This window comes from Aurantiacibacter sp. KMU-128, assembly GCF_056933515.1.
The window spans coordinates 2,644,311-2,664,565 of the sequence record NZ_JBXORT010000001.1 but is presented as its reverse complement, the minus strand read 5'-3'; the positions used below and the strand labels follow the sequence as shown (position 1 = coordinate 2,664,565).

General features: G+C 62.7%; 15 protein-coding genes. 8 read left to right on the top strand and 7 right to left on the bottom strand.

All coding sequences use genetic code 11. The features are described from left to right. Positions 1-94: 94 nt before the first annotated feature. Complete coding sequence (locus ACS0VV_RS13055; protein ID WP_483533126.1) at positions 95-1,426, top strand: GntT/GntP/DsdX family permease; 1,332 nt, start codon at positions 95-97, stop codon at positions 1,424-1,426. Here ACS0VV_RS13055 and ACS0VV_RS13050 read toward each other — a convergent pair. Then, a complete protein-coding gene (locus ACS0VV_RS13050) occupies positions 1,409-1,903 on the bottom strand; it encodes a gluconokinase (protein WP_483533125.1) in 495 nt (164 codons plus the stop codon). The genes ACS0VV_RS13055 and ACS0VV_RS13050 overlap by 18 nt on opposite strands. Positions 1,904-2,006: 103 nt before the next feature. Here ACS0VV_RS13050 and ACS0VV_RS13045 point away from each other — a divergent pair, with 103 nt between their 5' ends. Then, entirely contained in the window at positions 2,007-3,410 is a 1,404-nt protein-coding gene (locus ACS0VV_RS13045; RefSeq protein ID WP_483533124.1) for an MFS transporter, read from the top strand. After that, complete coding sequence (locus tag ACS0VV_RS13040) at positions 3,400-4,464, top strand: LacI family DNA-binding transcriptional regulator (RefSeq protein ID WP_483533123.1); 1,065 nt, start codon at positions 3,400-3,402, stop codon at positions 4,462-4,464. The genes ACS0VV_RS13045 and ACS0VV_RS13040 overlap by 11 nt, the downstream gene beginning before the upstream one ends. A gap of 1 nt (position 4,465) precedes the next feature. Here the strand turns inward: ACS0VV_RS13040 and ACS0VV_RS13035 are convergent, their stop codons facing one another. Genes ACS0VV_RS13035 through ACS0VV_RS13010 form a run of 6 tightly spaced genes read right to left on the bottom strand, consistent with a single transcriptional unit; the run spans position 4,466 to position 11,267 of the window. Next, a complete protein-coding gene (locus tag ACS0VV_RS13035; protein WP_483533122.1) occupies positions 4,466-5,332 on the bottom strand; it encodes a sugar phosphate isomerase/epimerase family protein in 867 nt (288 codons plus the stop codon). Then, positions 5,329-7,032: a GMC oxidoreductase gene (locus ACS0VV_RS13030; protein ID WP_483533121.1), complete on the bottom strand. Its 1,704-nt coding sequence runs from the start codon at positions 7,030-7,032 to the stop codon at positions 5,329-5,331. Before ACS0VV_RS13030 ends, ACS0VV_RS13035 begins: the two co-directional genes overlap by 4 nt. 2 nt (positions 7,033-7,034) lie before the next feature. After that, on the bottom strand, positions 7,035-7,619 hold the full coding sequence (locus ACS0VV_RS13025; protein ID WP_483533120.1) for a gluconate 2-dehydrogenase subunit 3 family protein: 585 nt from the start codon (positions 7,617-7,619) through the stop codon (positions 7,035-7,037). A gap of 2 nt (positions 7,620-7,621) precedes the next feature. Continuing rightward, positions 7,622-9,028, bottom strand: coding sequence for an MFS transporter (locus ACS0VV_RS13020; RefSeq protein WP_483533119.1), 1,407 nt, complete (start codon positions 9,026-9,028; stop codon positions 7,622-7,624). Positions 9,029-9,054: 26 nt separating this feature from the next. Continuing rightward, a complete protein-coding gene (locus ACS0VV_RS13015; RefSeq protein WP_483533118.1) occupies positions 9,055-10,113 on the bottom strand; it encodes a sugar phosphate isomerase/epimerase family protein in 1,059 nt (352 codons plus the stop codon). Beyond that, on the bottom strand, positions 10,110-11,267 hold the full coding sequence (locus ACS0VV_RS13010) for a Gfo/Idh/MocA family protein (RefSeq protein WP_483533117.1): 1,158 nt from the start codon (positions 11,265-11,267) through the stop codon (positions 10,110-10,112). The genes ACS0VV_RS13015 and ACS0VV_RS13010 overlap by 4 nt, the downstream gene beginning before the upstream one ends. 133 nt (positions 11,268-11,400) lie before the next feature. Here ACS0VV_RS13010 and ACS0VV_RS13005 point away from each other — a divergent pair, with 133 nt between their 5' ends. The 5 genes from ACS0VV_RS13005 to ACS0VV_RS12985 all read left to right on the top strand — a co-directional run bounded on the left by ACS0VV_RS13005 (position 11,401) and on the right by ACS0VV_RS12985 (position 20,236). Continuing rightward, the gene (locus tag ACS0VV_RS13005; protein WP_483533116.1) at positions 11,401-12,927 is read left to right on the top strand and encodes a tryptophan halogenase family protein; all 1,527 of its coding nucleotides are present in this window, start codon (positions 11,401-11,403) and stop codon (positions 12,925-12,927) included. Further along, positions 12,924-13,910, top strand: a complete 987-nt coding sequence (locus tag ACS0VV_RS13000) for a tryptophan 7-halogenase (protein WP_483533115.1) — start codon at positions 12,924-12,926, stop codon at positions 13,908-13,910. Before ACS0VV_RS13005 ends, ACS0VV_RS13000 begins: the two co-directional genes overlap by 4 nt. Next, complete coding sequence (locus ACS0VV_RS12995; protein WP_483533114.1) at positions 13,907-15,439, top strand: tryptophan halogenase family protein; 1,533 nt, start codon at positions 13,907-13,909, stop codon at positions 15,437-15,439. Before ACS0VV_RS13000 ends, ACS0VV_RS12995 begins: the two co-directional genes overlap by 4 nt. Next, positions 15,436-16,950: a tryptophan halogenase family protein gene (locus ACS0VV_RS12990; RefSeq protein ID WP_483533113.1), complete on the top strand. Its 1,515-nt coding sequence runs from the start codon at positions 15,436-15,438 to the stop codon at positions 16,948-16,950. The genes ACS0VV_RS12995 and ACS0VV_RS12990 overlap by 4 nt, the downstream gene beginning before the upstream one ends. A gap of 139 nt (positions 16,951-17,089) precedes the next feature. Next, on the top strand, positions 17,090-20,236 hold the full coding sequence (locus tag ACS0VV_RS12985) for a TonB-dependent receptor (RefSeq protein WP_483533112.1): 3,147 nt from the start codon (positions 17,090-17,092) through the stop codon (positions 20,234-20,236). Positions 20,237-20,255: the final 19 nt, after the last annotated feature.

The window sequence follows — 20,255 nt, the reverse complement described above, 5'->3', positions numbered from 1 at the left end:
CGGCTGCGCAAGGGCCGTGCTTGCATTTTATATGATAACGATGTCATAACCCGTGCGCAGAGCGGCAGCCAAGCCGCCGGTGAGGGGAGAGGGAATGGGTGAGAACCAGCCATTGCTGGCCACGGCAGTAGGAATAATCGTGCTGCTGGCGATGATCCTCAAATTCCGCGTGCCCGCCTTTGTCGCACTGCTGGTGGCGGCGCTGCTGTCGGGATTGCTCGCGGGCATGGCACCGATGGACGCCGTCGCGGCGGTGCAGAACGGCGCGGGCGGGGTGCTCGGCTTTATCGCTCTCGTGGTCGGGCTGGGGGCATTGCTCAGCGCATTTCTGGAGGCAGGTGGCGGCGCGCAGGCGCTGGCGCGCGGGCTGATTGGCAGTGGCTCGACCGAGCGCGGGCGCTGGGCTTTGGGCGGCGTCGGCGTGTTGATCGCGATCCCGGTATTCTTCGATGTCGGCCTGATCCTGCTATTCCCGCTTGTGAAAGCGCTCGCGCGAAAGGCCGCTAAGCCATTGCTCTATTTCGGCCTGCCCTTGCTGGCGGGTCTGGCGGCGGGTCACGCCTTCATCCCGCCCACACCCGGCCCCGTTGCCGTGGCGGAGATATTGGGCGCGGATATCGGGCTGGTGATCCTCTGCGGTCTCGCGGCTGGGGTGCCCGCCATGCTGGTGGGCGGGCCGATCTATGCACGCTTCGCCTATCAGCGCGGCTGGCTGGGCGAGGTCGAGAAAGAAGTGGTTGCCGCGGAAGAAAGCGCGGCATTCGATGCGGGCCTCGCGCGCCGCGCTTTGCTCACCGTGCTGGTGCCGGTCGCGCTGATCGTTGCCGGTGCGCTGGCCACTCCCGGCACGACAATCGGCGACACGCTGCAACTGCTCGGCCACCCGATTGTCGCGCTGATTATCGCCTGTGCGCTCGCGGCGTGGTTCCTGCGCCCCACCGATGCGGCGGGCCAAGCGGCATTGCGCGAGACCATCGGCAAAGCCTTCGAGCCGACAGCCGCGATCATCCTCGTCACCGGTGCAGGCGGCGCGTTCAAGCAGGTGCTGGTCGATAGCGGCGCGGGTGCAATGCTCGCCGAGCAGACATTGGGACTGGGCATTGCGCCGCTGGTGGCGGGCTTCCTGCTCGCAGGCGTAACGCGGGTGGCGCAGGGCTCTGCCACGGTGGCGATGCTGACCGCCGCAGGGCTGGTCGCGCCGATTGCGGGAGCGGCGGGCATGACGGGCATCGACCTCGCCCTGCTCACCATCGCCATCGCTTCGGGCGCGAGCATCGTGAGCCATGTGAACGATTCGGGCTTCTGGCTCGTCTCGCGCTATTTCAATGTCGATCTCGCGGGGACGCTGAAGAGCTGGACGGTGGCATCGACGCTGGTCGGGCTGGTCGGCTTTGCGATGGTGCTGGCGCTATCCCTCGTGCTCTAGCAGCGCGGTCAAACGTTGGAGAACGATATCGGGCGCATCGTCCGCATCGAGGATAAGCGCATCATCGGGCAGGCTTAGTGCGGCGAGCTGGCTGGCGAGCAGGCCGGGCGGCATGAAGTGCCCCTGCCGCTGCGCCAGCCTGCGGGCGAGCACGGCTTCCGGGAGAGCGCAATAAACGAAGGTCACCGCGCGGTGTGAGCCATCGCGCAAACGGTTTTGCACAAAGGGCGTCAGCGCCGAGCAGGCGAGGACAACGCGCGTCTCCTCCCCCGCTTCCAGCGCAGGCAGCAGCGCGTCGAGCCACGCGATCCGGTCAGTATCGGTCAGCGGCTGCCCGCCCGCCATTTTGGCTATATTGGCGGCGGGGTGGTGATCGTCCGCCTCGACAACGCGCGCGCCGCTCCCGGCGGCATAGGCGCTTGCCAACGTGCTCTTGCCGCAGCCTGACGGGCCCATCACGACGATCAATTGCGGCACCGAACCCTCTCCCCATCCGTCCCCATACGCCGGCCCTTTCCACAGACGCGGAACTGTGCCAACGTTGTCACACACTTTTGCCGCTGTCGAGACTGTCCCCAATGTGGCAGCACGCGGCGAGGGATACGGGAAGGGGACAATGGCGGCACGCGGCGAGCGCATGGATTATGCCAAGCGGCTGCTGGGCTATGGCCTCGGCGATTTCGGGCTTAACATCTACTGGAACAGCCTCTCGCTGCTTTTGGTTTTCTGGTACACCAGCGTTGCCGGATTGTCGCCCGCGCTGGCAGGTCTGGTCTTCTCGCTCGGCCTGCTATGGGATGCGATATCCGATCCGATTGTTGCCGGGCTGACCGAACGGACCCGAACGCGCTTCGGCTCCTATCGGCCTTATATCGGCTTTGGCAGCATTGTGCTCGGCGGCAGTTTTTGCCTGCTGTTCTGGGTGCCGCCGGTGGACGAAGGGCTGCTGTTCTGGGTGCTTTTGCTGACCAATGTGATCTTCCGCACCTGCTATACGATCGTGGCCGTTCCCTATGCCGCTTTGTCATCACGCATCACTTTCGATAGCGAGGAGCGGGGCGACCTGTCGGGTGTGCGCATGGCCTTTGCCTTTATCGGCCAGCTTTGCGTTGCCGCATTGGCCTTCCCTTTCGCCCGCTACTTCGCCGCCGAGCATGGCGCGGAATGGGGGTTCTTCTACGCAGCCGCTGTCGGTGCCGCCACTGCGACGGTGATCCTGATGCTGTGCGCGGCGTTGACCCGCGAACTGCCGCGTCCGCGAGGCGAATGGGGCGACGCTTTGCGCTCGGGCTATTTCCAGGCCTTTGTCAAAGCCATCAAGCACAATGATGCGCTGCGCGTGCTGATGGTGGTGATCGTGCTCAATGTGATTGCCGGAACCAGCATCATGATCCCGCTCGCCTATTATGTCAGCGCCAACAGTGGCCGCTTTGCGGCGGTCGAGGTAGTGATGGGGGCCTTTGCCGTCTGCACCATCATCGGCACGCTGTTCTGGACGGCCATCATGCACAAGGTCGGCAAGCGCGATTGCTGGTTTGCCGCAGCGGCGCTGCAATTGGCGGTCGGCCTGACTCTGATGCTCGGCGGGCCGTGGCTGGTGATGGGCGTGCCCGCGCAGATCGCGCTTTACGGTTTTTGCAGCGCGGCCTTTGCCGTGATCGTGTGGGCGGTGGTGCCCAATATCGTCGAATATGGCCAGCACCGCTATGGCGAGCGGGCGGAGGGAGCGGTGTTCGGTTCTTTCCTGCTGATGCAGAAGGGATCGGGCGCGCTGGCGGGGCTGGGCGTCGGGCTGGTGCTTGAAGGCATCGGCTTTACCGCAGGGGTTGTGGAACCCTCGGTCGCGGTAGCGCGTAATCTTGAGGTATTCGTGGCATTGGTCCCGCCGCTCGCCTCGCTCTTGGCAGCGGCGGTGTTCCACTTTATGCCGCTGGACCGTAGGGTTCATGCAAATATCGTAGGAGAGCTCAGAGTTGAGCAATAAAGCCGGAACCCCGCAGGCAGGCGCGCCGCCCGCCAAGATGAAGGACGTCGCCGAATATGCCGGCGTGTCGATCAAGACTGTCTCGCGCGTCCTCAATAACGAGCCTTATGTGCAGGAAAAGCTGCGCGACAAGGTGCGCGATGCGGTGCAGGCATTGAATTACGTGCCCAGCCAGTCGGCCCGATCGCTGCGCGGATCGCGTTCCTACAACATCACGCAGATATGCCATGCAGGTGACAGCGCCTATGTCCAGCAGGTGCAGTTCGGCGCGATGGTGGCCTGCCAGCAGCAGGGATACCAGCTGTCAATCGCCCTGATCGAGATGCTGACCAAGAACTCCCGCGATGGCATTCGCGCGCATCTGGAACGGATGCGCAATGTCTACCAGCCTGACGGCGTGTTGCTCACCGCGCCTTATTCGAGCAGCCATGACGTGCTGGAAGTTCTGCGGGAGCTTGGCCTTCCGGTCACCTGTATCGGCCCCTTGCCGGAGGGCGAGGCGGGCGCGGTGGTGCAGATCGACGAGAAGGCCGCCGCGCGCGAACTGACCGAGCATCTGATCGGCCTCGGCCACACGAAGATCGGCTTTATCCGCGGGGTCGAAAACCAGGAAGCAACGCATCTGCGCTTTGCCGCCTTTAGCGAAGCCATGGCGGATGCCGGATTGCCGGTCGAGCCGCGCTGGGTGAAGCCGGGCAATTTCCAGTTCGAAGGCGGGTTCGCAGCGGGCGAGGAATTGCTGGCGGAGGCAGACCGCCCGACCGCGATTTTCGCCGCGAATGACGATATGGCCGCAGGCCTTATCACCGCCGCGCGTGAGGCGGGGATTGAGGTACCGCGCGATTTGTCGGTTGTCGGTTTCGACGATTCCAGTGTGGCGACCCGGATGCGTCCCATGCTCACCACCGTGCGCCAGCCGATCAACGAAATGGGCGCGCGCGGGATCGACAATTTCGTCCACAATCTGGGGCGCGACGGCAAGCTCGCCGAGAGCACCATTATCCTGCCCTACGAACTGATCCTGCGCGACACGACCGCGCCGCCGCAAGGCTGAGTTAAGCGGTCAGGTAGGCGTAGCTGCGCGAAATGCTGGCGATCGGGTCTTCCGGTTCGTCATGCTCGACATAAAAGCCTTCCATGCCGATCTCCTCTGCCATGGCGAGGACCGACTGGAAATCGATCGCACCGTCACCCACTGCAACCATGTCGCCCGCCGCGTTGCGGTCTTTCAGATGACAGGTGAGGAAACGCCCCGGTGCGCGCGGGAACAGGTCGAGCGGGTTGACCCCTGCAACTGCGGTCCAGAACAGATCGATTTCGAAGAATGTGTGCGCCGGATCGGTGCGGTCGAGCAGGATGTCGTAACCGGTCTCTCCGTCGCCCAGATCATCGAATTCAAATTCGTGATTGTGGTAGCCGAGCCGCATTCCCGCCGCCGCCGCTTCCTCGCCGCGCGTGTTCATCAGATCGGCGATTTCGCGGTAGATTTCGCCGGTGCGCTGGTCTTCGGGCAGCCAGGGCAGGATCAGGTTTTTCTGTCCCATAGTGCCCGCGATATCGAGCACCTGGCTGAAATTTTCGCGCACATCATCGACCTTCACATGGCTCGACTGGCTGATCAGGCCAAGATCGTCCATCGCCGCTTTCACGTCAGCGGGATCGTGCTCGAAATAGCCTGCGAATTCGAGATCCTTGAACCCGATGCTGGCAATCGCCTGCAAGCTGGCGAGGTAATCGGCCTCGAACAGGTCGCGCACGGTATAAAGCTGAACGCCCAATTTGCCTTCGTAGGGGCGCGCGGTGATGCCGGTCGGCCCGGCAGCACTGTCCTCCGCAGCAGGCGAGCAGCCGGTAGCGAGCAGCGCTCCCCCAGCCAGCGAGGAGCCGAGGAAAAGGCGGCGATCAAACATCACTTGGGTCATATGGTACCTGCCTGCATTTGCTGGGCGGCATAATCAACCGCGCGCGCGGTCAGTGCCATGAAAGTGAGGGACGGGTTCTGGCAGGCAATCGAATTGAACGCCGAGCCGTCAGTGGCGAAGACGTTGGGCACGTCGTGGCTCTGGTTGAACCGATTGAGCACGCTTTGTGCGGGGTCATTGCCCATGCGCGCGCCGCCCATTTCGTGGATGCAGAAGCCGGGGATCGGCTCGCTTTCGAACGTCGTGATATTGGTCGCGCCCGCCGCTTCGAGCATGGCGACCGCATCAGCCTTCATCCGCTCCCGCATTTTGCGTTCGTTTTCGCCATAAACGACATCGGCGACGACCTGCGGGATACCGAAGGCATCGGTCTCGGTCGGGTGGAGCGTCACCTTGTTGCGCGCCATCGGCAGATGCTCGCCAAAGGCGTGGAGGTTCATGCTCCACTCGCCCGGCTGGCGCAGGCTGGTCTTCAGCCCCTCACCGAACTCGCTGCCGCCCAAAGCACGGTCCCAGCTCGACCGCGAACTGCCGCCCTGGAAGCCATATCCGCGTACGAACTCGCCATCGGTCTCATTGCCGAGATTGACGTAGCGCGGGATGTAAATACCGTTGGGCCGGCGACCCGCGAAATATTCGTCATCAAAGCCCGGCATCATGCCGTTTGCGCCCACGTGATAGTGGTGGTCCATGATGTAATGGCCGAGCACGCCGCTCGAATTGCCGAACCCATTGGGATGGCTTTCCGAGGTCGAATTGAGCAGCAATTGCACCGTGCCAATGGTCGATGCGTTGAGGAAGATCACTCTTGCGGTGAAATCCTGCTGCGCGCGCGTATTGCGGTCAATCGTGCGCACGCCGGTCGCCCGGTTGGTGGCGGGATCGTAGAGAATGCGCTCGACAATCGTGTCCGACACCAGCGTCATATTGCCGGTCCGCTCGGCGGCCGGAAGAGCGCCGCTGGTGCTCGAATAATAGGCGCCGAACGAACAGCCGCGCTCGCATTCGCTGCGGAACTGGCACGCGCCGCGACCCAGCGATTGCTGTTCCTCGGTCGGCTGCGTCAAATGCGCGGCGCGGCCGATGATGAGATTGCGCTCGGGGAAAGTGCTTTCAATGCCTTCTTTCGCCGCCTTCTCGACGCAGGTCAGCTCCATCGCGGGCTGGAACAGGCTGTCGGGCAGTTGCGGCAGGTTCTCGACCGAGCCGCTAATGCCGACAAAGGTCTCGATCTTTTCATACCACGGGCGCACATCTTCGTAGCGGATCGGCCAGTCGAGCCCGTGCCCGTCGGCAGCGTTTGCGGCGAAGTCCATTTCGCTCCAGCGGTAGGATTGCCGCGCCCACATATGCGATTTGCCGCCCACCTGGTCGCCGCGGATCCAGTTGAAGGTGGTGTCTTCTGCGGTCTGGTAAGGGGTCTCGCTATCCTTGATGAAATTGCTGCGCGTGCTTTCGCGGAAGGCATAGCACTGGCTCTGCACCGGATAGTCGGCTTCCATGACCTGCGGGTTCACGCGGTCGCGGTGTTCCATATCCCACGGCTCAAGCCCTTCGCCCGGATACTGGCCGGGCGCGCGCATCTCGCCGCGTTCGAGCACCAGCACTTTGAACCCGCGCTCGGCAAATTCCTTGGCCGCGATGCCTCCGGACATACCGGAGCCGACGACGATGACGTCGAATTGCGTATCTTGGGACATAATCAGTAATCGCCTTGGGGTTGCCAGTTGCCGCCACGGTCGAGCCACGCGCGGCCCACATCGGCAAGCGGCAGGCACGCTTCATAACGGCCGGGAATTTCTTCGTAGGCCAGCTCCTGCGTCGCGGCTTCGGAAGTGTAGAAGCCGAACACGGTGAGATCGCGGATTTGCTGGAACGCGCGGCGCGCAGGATCGGTGTCGGGCAGGGCGGAAATGGCTTGCAAAGCGGCATCCTGCTGCTCGGCAGAGCCCGTTTCGAAGCCGTTCAGCCCCGTCTCGGACGCTTTCGCCTCTATCGCGGCGAGGCCTTCGACAAGCTCTTCGCGCTGGTCTCCGGTGAGGAAATCCTCGGCCACGGAGGCGATGTAATCAGGCACGCCTGCAGCCAGAGCGCCGGGCGTGTCGGTCGCCGGAATGATCCGGTCGGCCATCGCGCTCACCAGCGGCATTTGCGCAGAGATCGTGGCGGGCGCGCTTTTGCACCCGCTGAGCGCGCCCATGGCAGGGAGCGTCACCACAACGCCGGCAAAAACCGCCGTGCCGCGCAGCATGGAGCGGCGATCCATCGGGAATTTGTCCAGGCTCATTGTTATTCGTCCCCTGCCGAGGCTTCGATCTGCTTGCGTGCGAAATAGAGGATGGCGAACAGGCCGATCAGCACGACCGGGAAGTAGACCAGATGCGAAAGCGCGCCTTGGCCCGCCGCCACTTCAACCGCCGTGCCTTCCAGCCCGCTGGCCTCTGCATTGGCGCGGGCGCTGTCGATCCAGCCGCCGATGATCGGGTTCCAGATCGTCAGCGCGAACATACCGGCAGCGCCGACAAGGCTCATCCCCAACGCGCCCGAACGCGGCACATATTGCGCGGTGACGCCGATCATGGTCGGCCAGAAATAGCAGACGCCCAAAGCGAAGATGATCGCCGAGACGTAAACCATTGCTCCGCTCGCCGACGCCATCAGGAACAGGCCGAGCGTGGTCAGCACCGCGCTCATCAGCAGCACGCCGAGCGGGTTCAGCGCATGGATGAGCGGCCCGGCAAAATAGCGGCCTACTGCCATGATGCCGGTCACCATGCCGAGCACGATCATCGCCTGTCCGGGCAGATTGCCGAGCTGAGCGCCGAGGATGCGGTCAACCCATTGCTGGGTGCCGAGTTCGGAAGTGGCGGTGAGGCTCATGATTGCCATAAGCACGATCAGCAGCGCCGCATCGCGCGCTCTGCCCGAACGGAACACCATCAGCGTGAAGGTGAGGCCAAGCACCAGCAGCAGCGGCGCAACAAAGGTGCCGGGCAGGCCGGCAACCAGATCATTGGGCGTGCCGATCAGCATGAGCAGGCCAAGGATCGCGCTCATCAGCACCACGCCCTTGGTGTCGAGATCGACCGTCCGCTCTGCCTCGGGAAGATCGGGGAAGCGGGTGGTGAAGACCATGAAACCGTAAATCGCGGTGGGGATCAGCATCACCGCGATTTGCGGCTGCCAGCCAATACCCGCATTGGTCATCACATAGGACACCACCGCACCGATCACGATCCCGCCGGGGAACCACACGTGGAAACGGTTGAGCCACTTGGTCTTCTCGTCCTTGTAAAGGTCGGCAACCAGCGGGTTGCACGCTGCCTCTACCGAGCCGTTTGCGAAACCGATGAAGAAGGTGGAGATAAGCAGGCCCATAAAGCCGCCTGCGAAAATGGTCAGCACCAGCCCGAGCAAATGGCCGAGGAAGGCGAGGATCATGATCAGGCGCGGGCCCAGCTTGTTATAGAGGAAGCCGAACACCACCATCGCCAGCGGGAAGCCGAGAAACGCCATCGAGTTGACCCAGCCAAGCTGCGTGTCACTCAGCGCGAATTCTTCCGAAAGCTGCGTCAAAATGCCTGCGCGGATGGCGAAGGTCATCGCGGTCACAATCAGCGAGATGCAGCTGAGCCAGAACAGCCGGTTGCGGTTGATACCGGCGGGCGCGACAGCGTCCATGGGTGCAGTTGCCATTATTTCCTCTCCCCTCCCTCTTGCGCTCAGCCTTCGAGGCCGAGCGCGCGGGCAATTTTCCCTGCGTCGACATCGCCACCGGCGAAGTCGTCAAATGCGTATTCGGTCGGACGGATGATGTGGTCCGCGATGAAGGGTGCGCCTTCCGCTGCGCCCTGTTCGGGATGCTTGTAGCAGCACTCCCATTCGAGCACGGCCCAGCCGTCGAAACCGTAATGGGTCAGCTTGCTGAAAATCTGCCGGAAATCGACCTGGCCATCGCCCAGCGAACGGAAGCGACCGGCGCGGTCTCCCCATGCCTGATAGCCGCCATATACGCCGGTGCGGGCGTCAGGGCGGAATTCGGCATCCTTCACGTGGAAGGCTTTGATCCGCTCGTGATAGCGATCGATAAAAGCGAGATAGTCGAGCTGTTGCAGCACAAAATGGCTCGGATCATACAGGATGTTGCAGCGCGGATGGTTGTCGACCTTTTCGAGGAACGCCTCGAAACTCGCGCCGTCGTGCAAGTCTTCGCCGGGGTGGATTTCATAAGCCACATCGACGCCGTTCTCCTCGTAGAAATCGAGGATCGGCCGCCAGCGGCGGGCCAGTTCGGTAAAGCCTTCATCGACCAATCCTGCGGGGCGCTGCGGCCACGGATAGACGAGGTGCCACATCAGCGCGCCGGGGAAGCTCGGAGTCGATTTGAGGCCAAGCCGGCGCGAGGCGACCGCGACCTTCTTCATCTGGTCGACTGCCCAGGCCTGCCGTTCGGCGGGCTTGCCGTGTACCTGCGTCGGCGCGAAGGCATCGAACAGCTCGTCATAAGCAGGATGCACCGCCACCAGCTGCCCCTGCAAGTGGGTGGCAAGCTCGGTAATCTCCACGCCATGTTCGGCGCAGCGGCCTTTCAGCTCGTCACAATAATCCTGGCTGTCGGCGGCGAGATCGAGGTCGATACAATTGGCATTGTCCGACGGGATCTGCACGCCTTTGTAGCCGAGTCCAGCCATGTATTCGACGATGTTGTCGAGATTGTCGAAGGGCGCCTTGTCTCCCATGAACTGGGCGAGAAAGACCGCCGGGCCGCGAATTTCCTTCATGCTGAAACCTCCAACGGGACAAAGCCCCCGCCGCCATTACTGCTGGCGACGCATTGTCCGACAAACGCCATGCCGCGCAGCGCGGCTTCGATGCCAGGCACCCATTGCGCGCATTCGGCCTGCGGATCGCGGATGGCGGCGGCGAAATGGCGGTAGAGATTGGCGAAAGCCTCGGGGTATCCTTCGGGATGGCCCGATGGCAGGCGGCAATGTGCCAGCGCCTCGTCGCAAAGCGGCTTGTCCACGCCCGCACGGTGAACGCGGTAAGGTTCTCCTGCGACATGGTGGATCAGCGAATTGGGCTCCATCTGCGACCATTCGAGGCCGCCCGTCTCGCCATAGATGCGCAGCTTTAGCGCGTTTTCCTCGCCCGCGCAGACCTGGCTGAACGTCACCAGTCCGGTCGCGCCGTTTTCGTAAATGACATTCACTTCGCCATCATCATCGAGCACGCGGTTGGCGCGGTGTGCGCGCAGCTTTGCCGCGAGTTCGACAACCTTCTGCCCGCTGACAAATTCGCCCAGATTATGCGCATGGGTGCCGATATCGCCCAAGGCTCCGCCAAGTCCTGCACGCGCGGGATCGACCCGCCATTCGGCTTGCTTGTTGCCCGATTCCTCGATCGGCCCCGCCATCCAGCCTTGCGGATATTCGGCGATAATCTTGCGCACCGTGCCGATGGCGCCGCTCGCCACCAGATGCCGCGCGTGGCGCACCATCGGATAGCCGAGATAGGTGTGGGTGAGGCCGTACAGCACGCCGGTTTCGGCGAGCACACGCGCCAGCTCTTGCACTTCGGCCAGCGAAATCCCCGCCGGCTTGTCGCTCATCACGTGGAAGCCTGCCTTGGCGGCGGCGATGGCGACGGGGACATGCAAATGATTGGGCGTGACGATCGCGACAAATTCCATCCGCTCGTCTTCGGGCAGCGCCGCTTCGGCTTCGAACATCGTCGCGTAGTCGGGATAGCAGCGGTCAGCCTCCAGCCCCAGTTCTGCGCCCGATTCGATGCTGACTTCCGCATTGGAGCTGAACGCGCCGCATACGAGTTCGATCTGCCCGTCCAGTGCAGCGGCCATCCGGTGGGCCGCCCCGATAAAGGCACCGCGTCCACCACCAACCATGCCCATCCGCACTTTGCGAAACCTGCTCACAGGCGTTTTCCCATCCCATCTTGTCTTTCGTTGTCATATGACTACAACCGTCTTGCGCGCCGGGTCAAGAGCGATAGTGTGACATGGTGCGCAGCGGGAGGCGGGGCCGCTGAAAGCACGGGGAGACGCTTGCATGGCAGGGGCATCAGTCCCTTCACCGATCAACCGTGTCGTCATCCTTGGCGGCGGCACGGCGGGCTGGATGACGGCCGCGGGACTGGCGACCATGCTTGGCCCGGCGGGTGTCGACGTGATGCTGGTCGAAAGCGAGGCGATCGGCACGATCGGCGTGGGTGAAGCGACCTTACCGCATATCAAGGCGTTCAACGATACGCTGGGCATTGACGAGGCGGAGTTCATCGCCGCGACCTCGGCCACGATAAAGCTGGGCATCGAATTCGTCGATTGGGGACGCAAGGGCGATGCCTATATCCACCCCTTCGGCGATTTCGGCATTGCCGATGCGGGCGTGCCGTTCCACCATTTCTGGCGGCGCGTTGCCGGGCGATCTGAAGCGGGGACACTGTTCGACTATTCGCTACCGATCCTTGCTGCGAAGGCAGGCAAGTTCCAGCCGCCGTCCGGGGATGCGCGCTCGGCGCTGAGCACTTATCGCTACGCCTACCAGTTCGACGCAACGCAATATGCGCCCTTTATGCGCCGCCTTGCCGAAGCGCGCGGGGTGACGCGGGTCGAAGGCAAGGTGACCCGTGTTCTCCAGCACAGTGAAAGCGGCGACATCACCGCGCTGGCTCTCGAAGACGGGCAGGAAATCGCAGGCGACCTTTTCATCGATTGCAGCGGCTTTTTCGGGCTGATGATCGAGCGGGCGCTGGAAACCGGCTATGATGAATGGACGCAGTGGTTGCCGTGTGACCGCGCGGTGGCGGTGCCGTGTGAAAGCGCAGGTGCGCCGCTGCCTTTTACCCGCGCAACCGCCGACACGGCGGGCTGGCGCTGGCGTATTCCGCTGCAGCACCGCACCGGCAACGGCTATGTTTATGCGAGCCGCTTCATCAGCGATGAGGATGCAGAGGCCGCGCTTTTGGCGGGGCTCGATGGCAAACCTCTGTCCGATCCCAAGCCGCTGCATTTCACCACCGGGAAGCGGCGCAAATTGTGGAACCGCAATTGCGTCGCCATTGGGCTTTCGGGCGGGTTTCTCGAGCCGCTGGAATCGACCAGCATCTATCTCATACAGGAGGGGATTACCAAGCTGCTCGAATGCTTTCCCAGAACCACTGACTGCGCGCCGCAGCGCGACGAGTACAACCGCCGGATGGACCTGGAGTTCGAGCGCATCCGCGATTTCCTGATCTTACATTATACGGCAACAAACAGGGACGACAGTGCCTTCTGGAACTATGTCCGCACAATGGAATTGCCCGATAGCCTTGCACAGAAAATGGAGCTGTTCCGCGAAAGCGGGCGCGTGGCTTCCTATGATCACGGCCTGTTTCTTGCCGCCAGCTGGGTGGCGGTGATGATTGGGCAGCGTGTTATTCCTGAAGGTTGGGACTGGCGGGCCGACAGTGTTGATGAAGGCGCGTTGGTGCAGCAGCTTGTCGGTTTAAAAGCCCATCTGGCGCGCACGGCAGGCGGGATGCGCGCGCATGGTGACTACCTCAGCAACGCCGCTCCAATGGGTGCGCCAGCATGAGCGCGGGAGCCCTGCAAACGATCAGCGTTGGCGGCGATGCGTTGCACGCGCGCTTTGTTGCCGCATTGCTCGGAACAGCGCTCGCTCCGCATGGTTGCCGCGTCGGCCTAGGCGACTTGAACGATGAAGAACCGCGCACGAGGCCGGTTGTCCTCGGGCCGATTGTGCGCCGCGCACTCGATGGCGTCGGGATTGGCGATGCACCGCTCTGGGAAGCGGGCGCAGAGCAGCGGTTCCACTGGGATTTGCCGCGCATGAAAGTGTGGAGCACGCCGTTTGGCCTCGCGCAGGGCGGGGTGGATTTCCACCAGCATCTGCACCGGATACAAGGCGCGCTTACCCATGAGAGCATCCTTCCCTTCAATCCCGCAGCGAGGCTGGGTGCGCGCTTGGAAGCGAACGGGCCGGTCAAGCAGCCGCCCGTGCCGTTCGGCTTCCGGCTGGAGCGGGGTAAGCTGTTGGCGCTGCTCGAAGCGCCGCCTTCCGCCGAAGCGATCCCCGCCAGCACAGCTGATCTTACCGTAACCGTAATGGGCAATGGCGGCGCCGACTGGGACGGGCGCGAGGTGACCATCCCCACCGATGGCGCTTTCCCCGAGCTTGGCCCCTATCGCTGCGTCACCTCGGTCGAGCGGCTGCTCGGCCTCCTCCCCGGGCGCGAAGAAACGCCCGCGCAGGCGCAGGAGTTCAATCGGCTGTCACTGGCCGAAGAAGAACGGATCGGCGATTTTGCCGCGCTGATGGTCGGCGATTTTTCGCGTCCGGCAGTTGCCCGCAAGCGCGATGTCTTCGCTGCCTTCGGGCGCATTCCGGTGGAGGATTACGAAGTCATTCCGCCGCATTACTGGATGAGCGTGTTCCTGCAGCAAGGGATCGAACCTGCGGATTATGACCGGCTGGCGGACCGCTTCCCGCGCGACGAAATCGCCGCATGGATCGATGCGCTGCGCCGCCAAATGGAGCAGCTGGAGCGCGGCGTGTGAGCCGGGCTGCAATCGGGAAAATCGTGATCGCAGGCGGCGGCACCGCAGGCTGGATGACCGCCGCCGCGCTCGCCCGTTATTGCAAGGGTGCTGGCATCGCGGTGACGCTGGTCGAGTCCGAGGAAATCGGCACGGTCGGCGTGGGCGAGGCCACCATTCCGCCAATTGCCAAATTCAACGCCCAGCTTGGCATCGACGAAGACACATTCGTGCGCGAGACGCAGGGCACGTTCAAGCTGGGCATCGAATTTGTCGATTGGGGCGGTGAGGGCGAGCGGTATTTCCACCCTTTCGGCCATTTCGGCTTCGATCTGGAAGGCGTCGACTTCCACCAGTTCTGGCACCGGGCGAAGTCGCTCGGCGAAGCGCATGGGCTGGAGCCCTATTCGCTCAACGCGCAGGCGGCCTATGCCGGAAAGTTCATCCGCCCGCAGCCCGATCACGGGCCGGTCATCAACAAGCTCGCCTATGCTTTCCACTTCGACGCGGGACTCTATGCCCGCTTCCTGCGCGGCCTTGCCGAGGGGCAGGGCGTGCAGCGCGTCGAGGGACGTATCGATGCGGTGGAGCGCGATGGCGAGAGCGGGCACATTACCGGGCTCACCCTGCAATCGGGCGAGCTGCTGGAAGGCGACCTGTTTATCGATTGCACCGGCTTTCGTGCGCTGCTGATAAGCGGGGGCGAGGGCGGCGAGGCCTTTGTCGATTGGAGCCATTGGTTGCCCTGCAACCGCGCGGTGGCGGTCGCCTGCACGCGCGAAGGGCCGCCGCAGCCTTACACACGGTCAACCGCGCGCGCCGCTGGATGGCAATGGCGCATCCCGCTGCAACACCGCACCGGCAACGGCCATGTCTATTGCGATGCCTATATGGAAGCAGACGAGGCGGAGGCGATCCTGCTCGGCTCGCTCGAGGGCGAGGCATTGACGCAGCCCAATCATTTGCGCTTCCGCACCGGCCATCGCGGCACATTCTGGAACGGCAATTGCATCGCTATCGGCCTTTCCTCGGGCTTTCTCGAACCGCTCGAATCGACCAGTATCCACCTCATCCAGTCAGGCATTTCGAAACTGATCGCGCTGTTCCCGCAAGGGCGCGAGGCGCCGGTCGAGCGGGCCGAATACAACCGGCTGATGCGCGAGGATTTTGAACATATCCGCGATTTTCTGGCGCTGCATTACAAGGCCACCACCCGCACCGGCACGCCGTTCTGGGATTATGTCCGCGAAATGGATGTGCCCGAAAGCCTGACCGCCAAAATGGCGCTGCTGCGCGGTTCGGGGCGCTTCTTCAAATATGATGCCGAGTTGTTCGATCTGCCCAGCTGGCTCGCCGTGGCCGAGGGGCAGGGCTGGGGGCCGGAGGGCCACAGCCCGATGGCGGGGATGCTGGGCGAGGCCAATCTCAAAGGCAGCCTTGCCAATATGCGCAGCGCGATTGCCAAGGCCGCCGATGCCATGCCGCCGCACGAGGCCTTTATCGACCGCTTCTGCAAGGCTGATCCGGTGATCTGGGAGAAAACGCCATGAGCGCAGAGCCGCTCGATAGCATCCTGATTGTCGGGGGCGGCACCGCTGGCTGGATGGTCGCGGCCGCGCTCGGCAATCTGTTGCAGGGGACGCGCACCCAGGTCCGCCTGATCGAATCCGAAGCCATCGGCACGGTGGGCGTGGGGGAAGCGACGATCCCGCCGATTATCGCATACAACGCCATGCTCGGTCTCGACGAGAACACTTTTGTGCGCGAGACGCAGGCGACCTTCAAACTCGGCATCGAATTTGTCGACTGGTGGAAGAAGGGCCATTCCTACATCCACCCCTTCGGCGATTTCGGGCTCGAGATCGATGCGATCCCCTTCTACCAATACTGGATGAAGCACTGGCTCGGCGGGGCGGAGAGCGATCTGTTCGATTACTCGCTGATGGTGCGCGCCTGCCGGGAAGAGCGGTTCATGCGCCCGCTCACCGACCGGCCCAAAAGCTCGCTTTCGGGGATCAATTACGCCTTCCAGTTTGATGCGGGGCTCTATGCCGCCTTCCTGCGCCGCTATGCCGAAGCGCGCGGGGTCGAGCGGGTGGAGGGCCGGATCGCCGATGTGACATTGGATGCGGAAAGCGGCCACGTCGCCTCGGTCACCACCGATGACGGGCGCGTTTTTGCGGCGGATTTCTTCATCGATTGCTCGGGCTTTCGCGGCCTGCTGATCGAGGGCGCGCTGGAGACAGGCTATCACGACTGGAGCGAGCACCTGCCCGCCAACCGCGCGGTCGCCATTCCCTGCGCCAAGGTCGGCCCGCCGCTCCCCTACACGAGAGCAACCGCGCGTGAGGCGGGCTGGCAATGGCGCATTCCGCTGCAGCACCGCACCGGCAACGGCCATGTCTATTGCAGCGAGTTTATGAGCGACGATGAAGCGGTGGCGACGCTGCTCGCCAATCTGGACGGGGAGCCGCTGGCAGAGCCCAATATGCTGCGCTTCACCACCGGGCGGCGCAAGCAGTTCTGGAACCGCAACGTGCTGGCGCTGGGGTTGGCGGCGGGCTTTATGGAGCCGCTTGAATCGACCTCGATCCATCTGGTGCAAACGAGCATCGCGCGGCTGCTCACGCATTTTCCCGACAAACGCTTTAACGCGGCAGACATTGCCAGCTTCAACCGCCGCACGTCGCTCGAATATGAGCGCATCCGCGATTTCCTCGTGCTGCATTACACCGCGACCGAGCGCGATGACACGCCGTTCTGGCGGCATTGCCGCTCTATCGCGCAATCAGAGGACTTGCAGCGGCGGATCGGCCAGTTCGCCGCATCGGGCCGGATCTACGAAGAGACGCATGACGTATTCGGCACAGCGAGCTGGCTGGCGGTGATGTTCGGGCAGGGCGTCGTGCCTGCTAGCCACCACCCGCTGGTCGACAAAATGCCGGTGGATCGACTCGCCCGGCTGGTGGGCCAAGTGGGCGATGCCATTGAGGGCGGCGTGAAAGCGATGCCAAGCCACGCGCAATTTATTGCCGATAACTGTCAGGCGCAGCCGCTCTAACTAGCGCCTTTACCCCGCAGCCATCCGAAAAGCGGCAATTTTGCCACACTATGTCATCGTTATCAGAAAATCTTGACAAGGTTGTCAGAAAGCGACAAATTGCAGCCAACCTTAATGAAGGGATGAATTGGGGAGGTCTATGAAACGTACTACCGGCGTATGCCGCAATGCATCGCGCGCCCTCATGCTGGGCGCTTCCACTATCGCTATCGGATTGGTCGCAACCCCTGCCTTGGCGCAGGAGACGGGCGCCGACCCCGACGATGTCACCGATCCCGAAAACGTGATCATCGTCGAAGGCATCCGCGCCTCGCTGAACTCCGCGCAGGAAATCAAGCGTGACGCGGATACGCTGGTTGATGTGGTGACAGCGCAGGATATCGGCGCACTGCCCGACCGTTCGGTGTCCGAAGTGCTGCAGCGCGTTCCCGGTGTCTCGGTTCTGCGCTTCGCCGGCCCCAACGATCCCGATCACTTCGCGGTCGAAGGCAGCGGCGTGGTTATTCGCGGCCTGCCTTTCGTTCGTTCGGAACTGAATGGCCGCGACGTATTCGGCGCGAACTCAAGTGGCACCCTCGGCTTTGAAGATGTTTCGCCCGAACTGCTCGGCAGCGTGGTCGTGTTCAAGAACTCCACCGCCGATCTGATCGAAGGTGGCGCTGCTGGTACGATTGATTTGCGCACGCGACTGCCATTCGACTCGGTCGGCCAGGTTTTCTCCTTCTCCGCCGAAATGAATTATGGCGATCTGGCGGACGCATGGTCGCCGACTGTGTCCGCGCTCTATTCGAACGAATTCGATTTTGCCGGTGGCCGTGTGGGTATCCTTGGCAATGTCGCCTATTCGCGCTTGCAGACCCGCGGCGACGGCACCGGCGTGGGCGATTATCTGCCCGACGGCAACGGCAATTTCGTTCCCGGCGGTGCCAGCATCCGTACACAGGATTTCGACCGCGAACGCCTGACCATCGCAGGCGCGCTGCAGTGGGAAAGCGCCGACCGTAACTGGGTGGCCACGGCACAATTCCTGCGCTCGGATTCGACCCTGCAATGGGGCGAGCGGGTGATCGAAACCACCATCGACAGCACAGGCGCGCGCAGCGGGTTCAATGCGTCGGACTTCAGCTTTGACGAAGATGGTGTTTTCGAATCAGGCACGATTACCGACAATTCGCAATGGCGCGGCCCCAATGCGACGGCAGCACTGCTCGCCAGCGAAGGCGGGTTGCAGGCGCGTCCGACGCGTGAACGTCTCGAAGAAGATGTCACCACGGATTACGGCTTCAACCTGAAGTGGAGCCCGACCGACCGGCTGCGTTTCAACTTTGATGCGCAATATATCGAGTCGACAGCCGACGTGACCGACCTTTCGGTTTTCGCCGCGTTCTTCGCCCCGGTTTTCATCGATACCAGCAATGGCGAAGATGCCGAGGTTTCTTTCCTTGTCCCGGCGGGCGAAGCCGCTGGCTATTACGGCGATCCGAGCAGCTATTACCTGCGCGCCGCGATGGACCACATCACCCAGAACGAAGCCGACTCGCTCGCCTTCCGCGCGGATGTGGAATACGATTTCTCCGAAGACGGCTTCTTGCGCTCGATCCGCGCGGGTGCGCGCTACAGTCAGCAGGATTCAACGCTGCGCCAGTCGACCTTCAACTGGGGCAATATTTCCGAAGTCTGGACAGGCCAGAACATTCAAAACTCGCCGGGCGATACCGGCTCCATCCTGCTGCTGGGAGGCAATCCCAATTCCGCGCTTAACGCTCTGGTCGATCCGATCTTCACGGGTGTGCCCTATCTGAACTATCAGCGCGGCATCCCCAATGGCATCGACCAGGTGGCGATCCCGACCTATGTCGGCCCGTCGGTGAACGACTTCCAGGGCTTCCAGGATACGTTCAATAACATCATCGACGTGCTTTACGGCGCCAACAACAACAGCCCGTCAGGCTGGCGACCGCTCACCCGTCGTGCCGGCGTGATCCCCGGAACCCCGTTCCTGCCGAGTGAAATCGGTGAGATCAGCCGCGACAACTGGGCCGCCTATATCCGCGCCGATTACGGTGCCGCGCTGGGCGCTATCGATCTGACGGGCAATATCGGTGTGCGCTATGTCCACACCGAACGCTCGGTCGACAGCTCGCTGACGGTCAATCCGTTCGCGCAGTATATCAGCCCATCGCAGCTGGCGTTGTGCGATCCGGCAACGGCTCCGACCACGCCGGGCTTCCAGACGCCTGCCTTCTGTTCGCTTGATCTGGCTGGCCTGCAATCGGCCATCGGCAACGGGTTCTTCGTGAACCAGAATGCGGTGACGAGCTATGACTACTTCCTGCCGAGCTTCAACTTCAAGTTCGACATTCCCGGCGGCCATGTCGTTCGCGGCGCATTCTCGCGCACGCTGACCCGCCCTGGTGTCGACCAGCTCAACGAGCGCGTTGTTCTCGGCACGCTCCCGGCAGGTTCGATTGATACGGGCGGCGGGCAGACTGTGCCCAGCTTCACCGGCTTTGCCGGTAACGCGACGGGCAATTCCAATCTGCTCCCGCAGCTTTCGTGGAATTACGACCTTTCGTATGAGTGGTATTTCGACAATGCCGGTTCGATCACGATTGCCGCCTTCTACAAGTCGATCGACAACTTCATCGCCTTCGCACCGGTTGCCGTGGAGCTGCCGGCAGGTGATGTGCCCGCAGCATTCATCAGCAATCCGCTGCTCAACCCGCTGCTGCGCAACACCGAAGTCAATTCGGACGAGAATGCGGATGTCCGCGGCTTCGAAATTGCCTATCAGCAATTCTACGACTTCCTGCCGGGTATCCTCGGCGGCCTCGGGCTCCAGGCGAGCTATACCTATATCGATGCCAATGGCGTGGCGAACGAGCTCGATCCGAGCATCCCGAGCACCAACCCGCCCACCGCGCGGTTCGACATCGATGCAGGGGTCTTCCCGCGCATTTCGGAGCACAATGTCAACCTGATCGGCCTGTATGAATATGGCCCCGTTCAGGCCCGCCTCGCCTACAATTGGCGCAGCGAGTTCCAGTTGACGCCGCGCGACGTGATCTTCCCGTTCGCCTCGATCTACCAACCGGCAACGGGGCAGGTCGACGCTTCGATCTTCTTCGAAGTGAACGACAATTTCAGTGTGGGCGTGCAAGGGGTGAACATCCTCGACGACGTCACCGAAACGACGCAGACGATCAATGCGGCAGGGCTCCAGGCACCGCGGAACTACTTCCGCAACGACCGTCGCTTCACCTTCATCGTGCGCGGCACGTTCTAGAGTGATCCTCTCCCAGCTG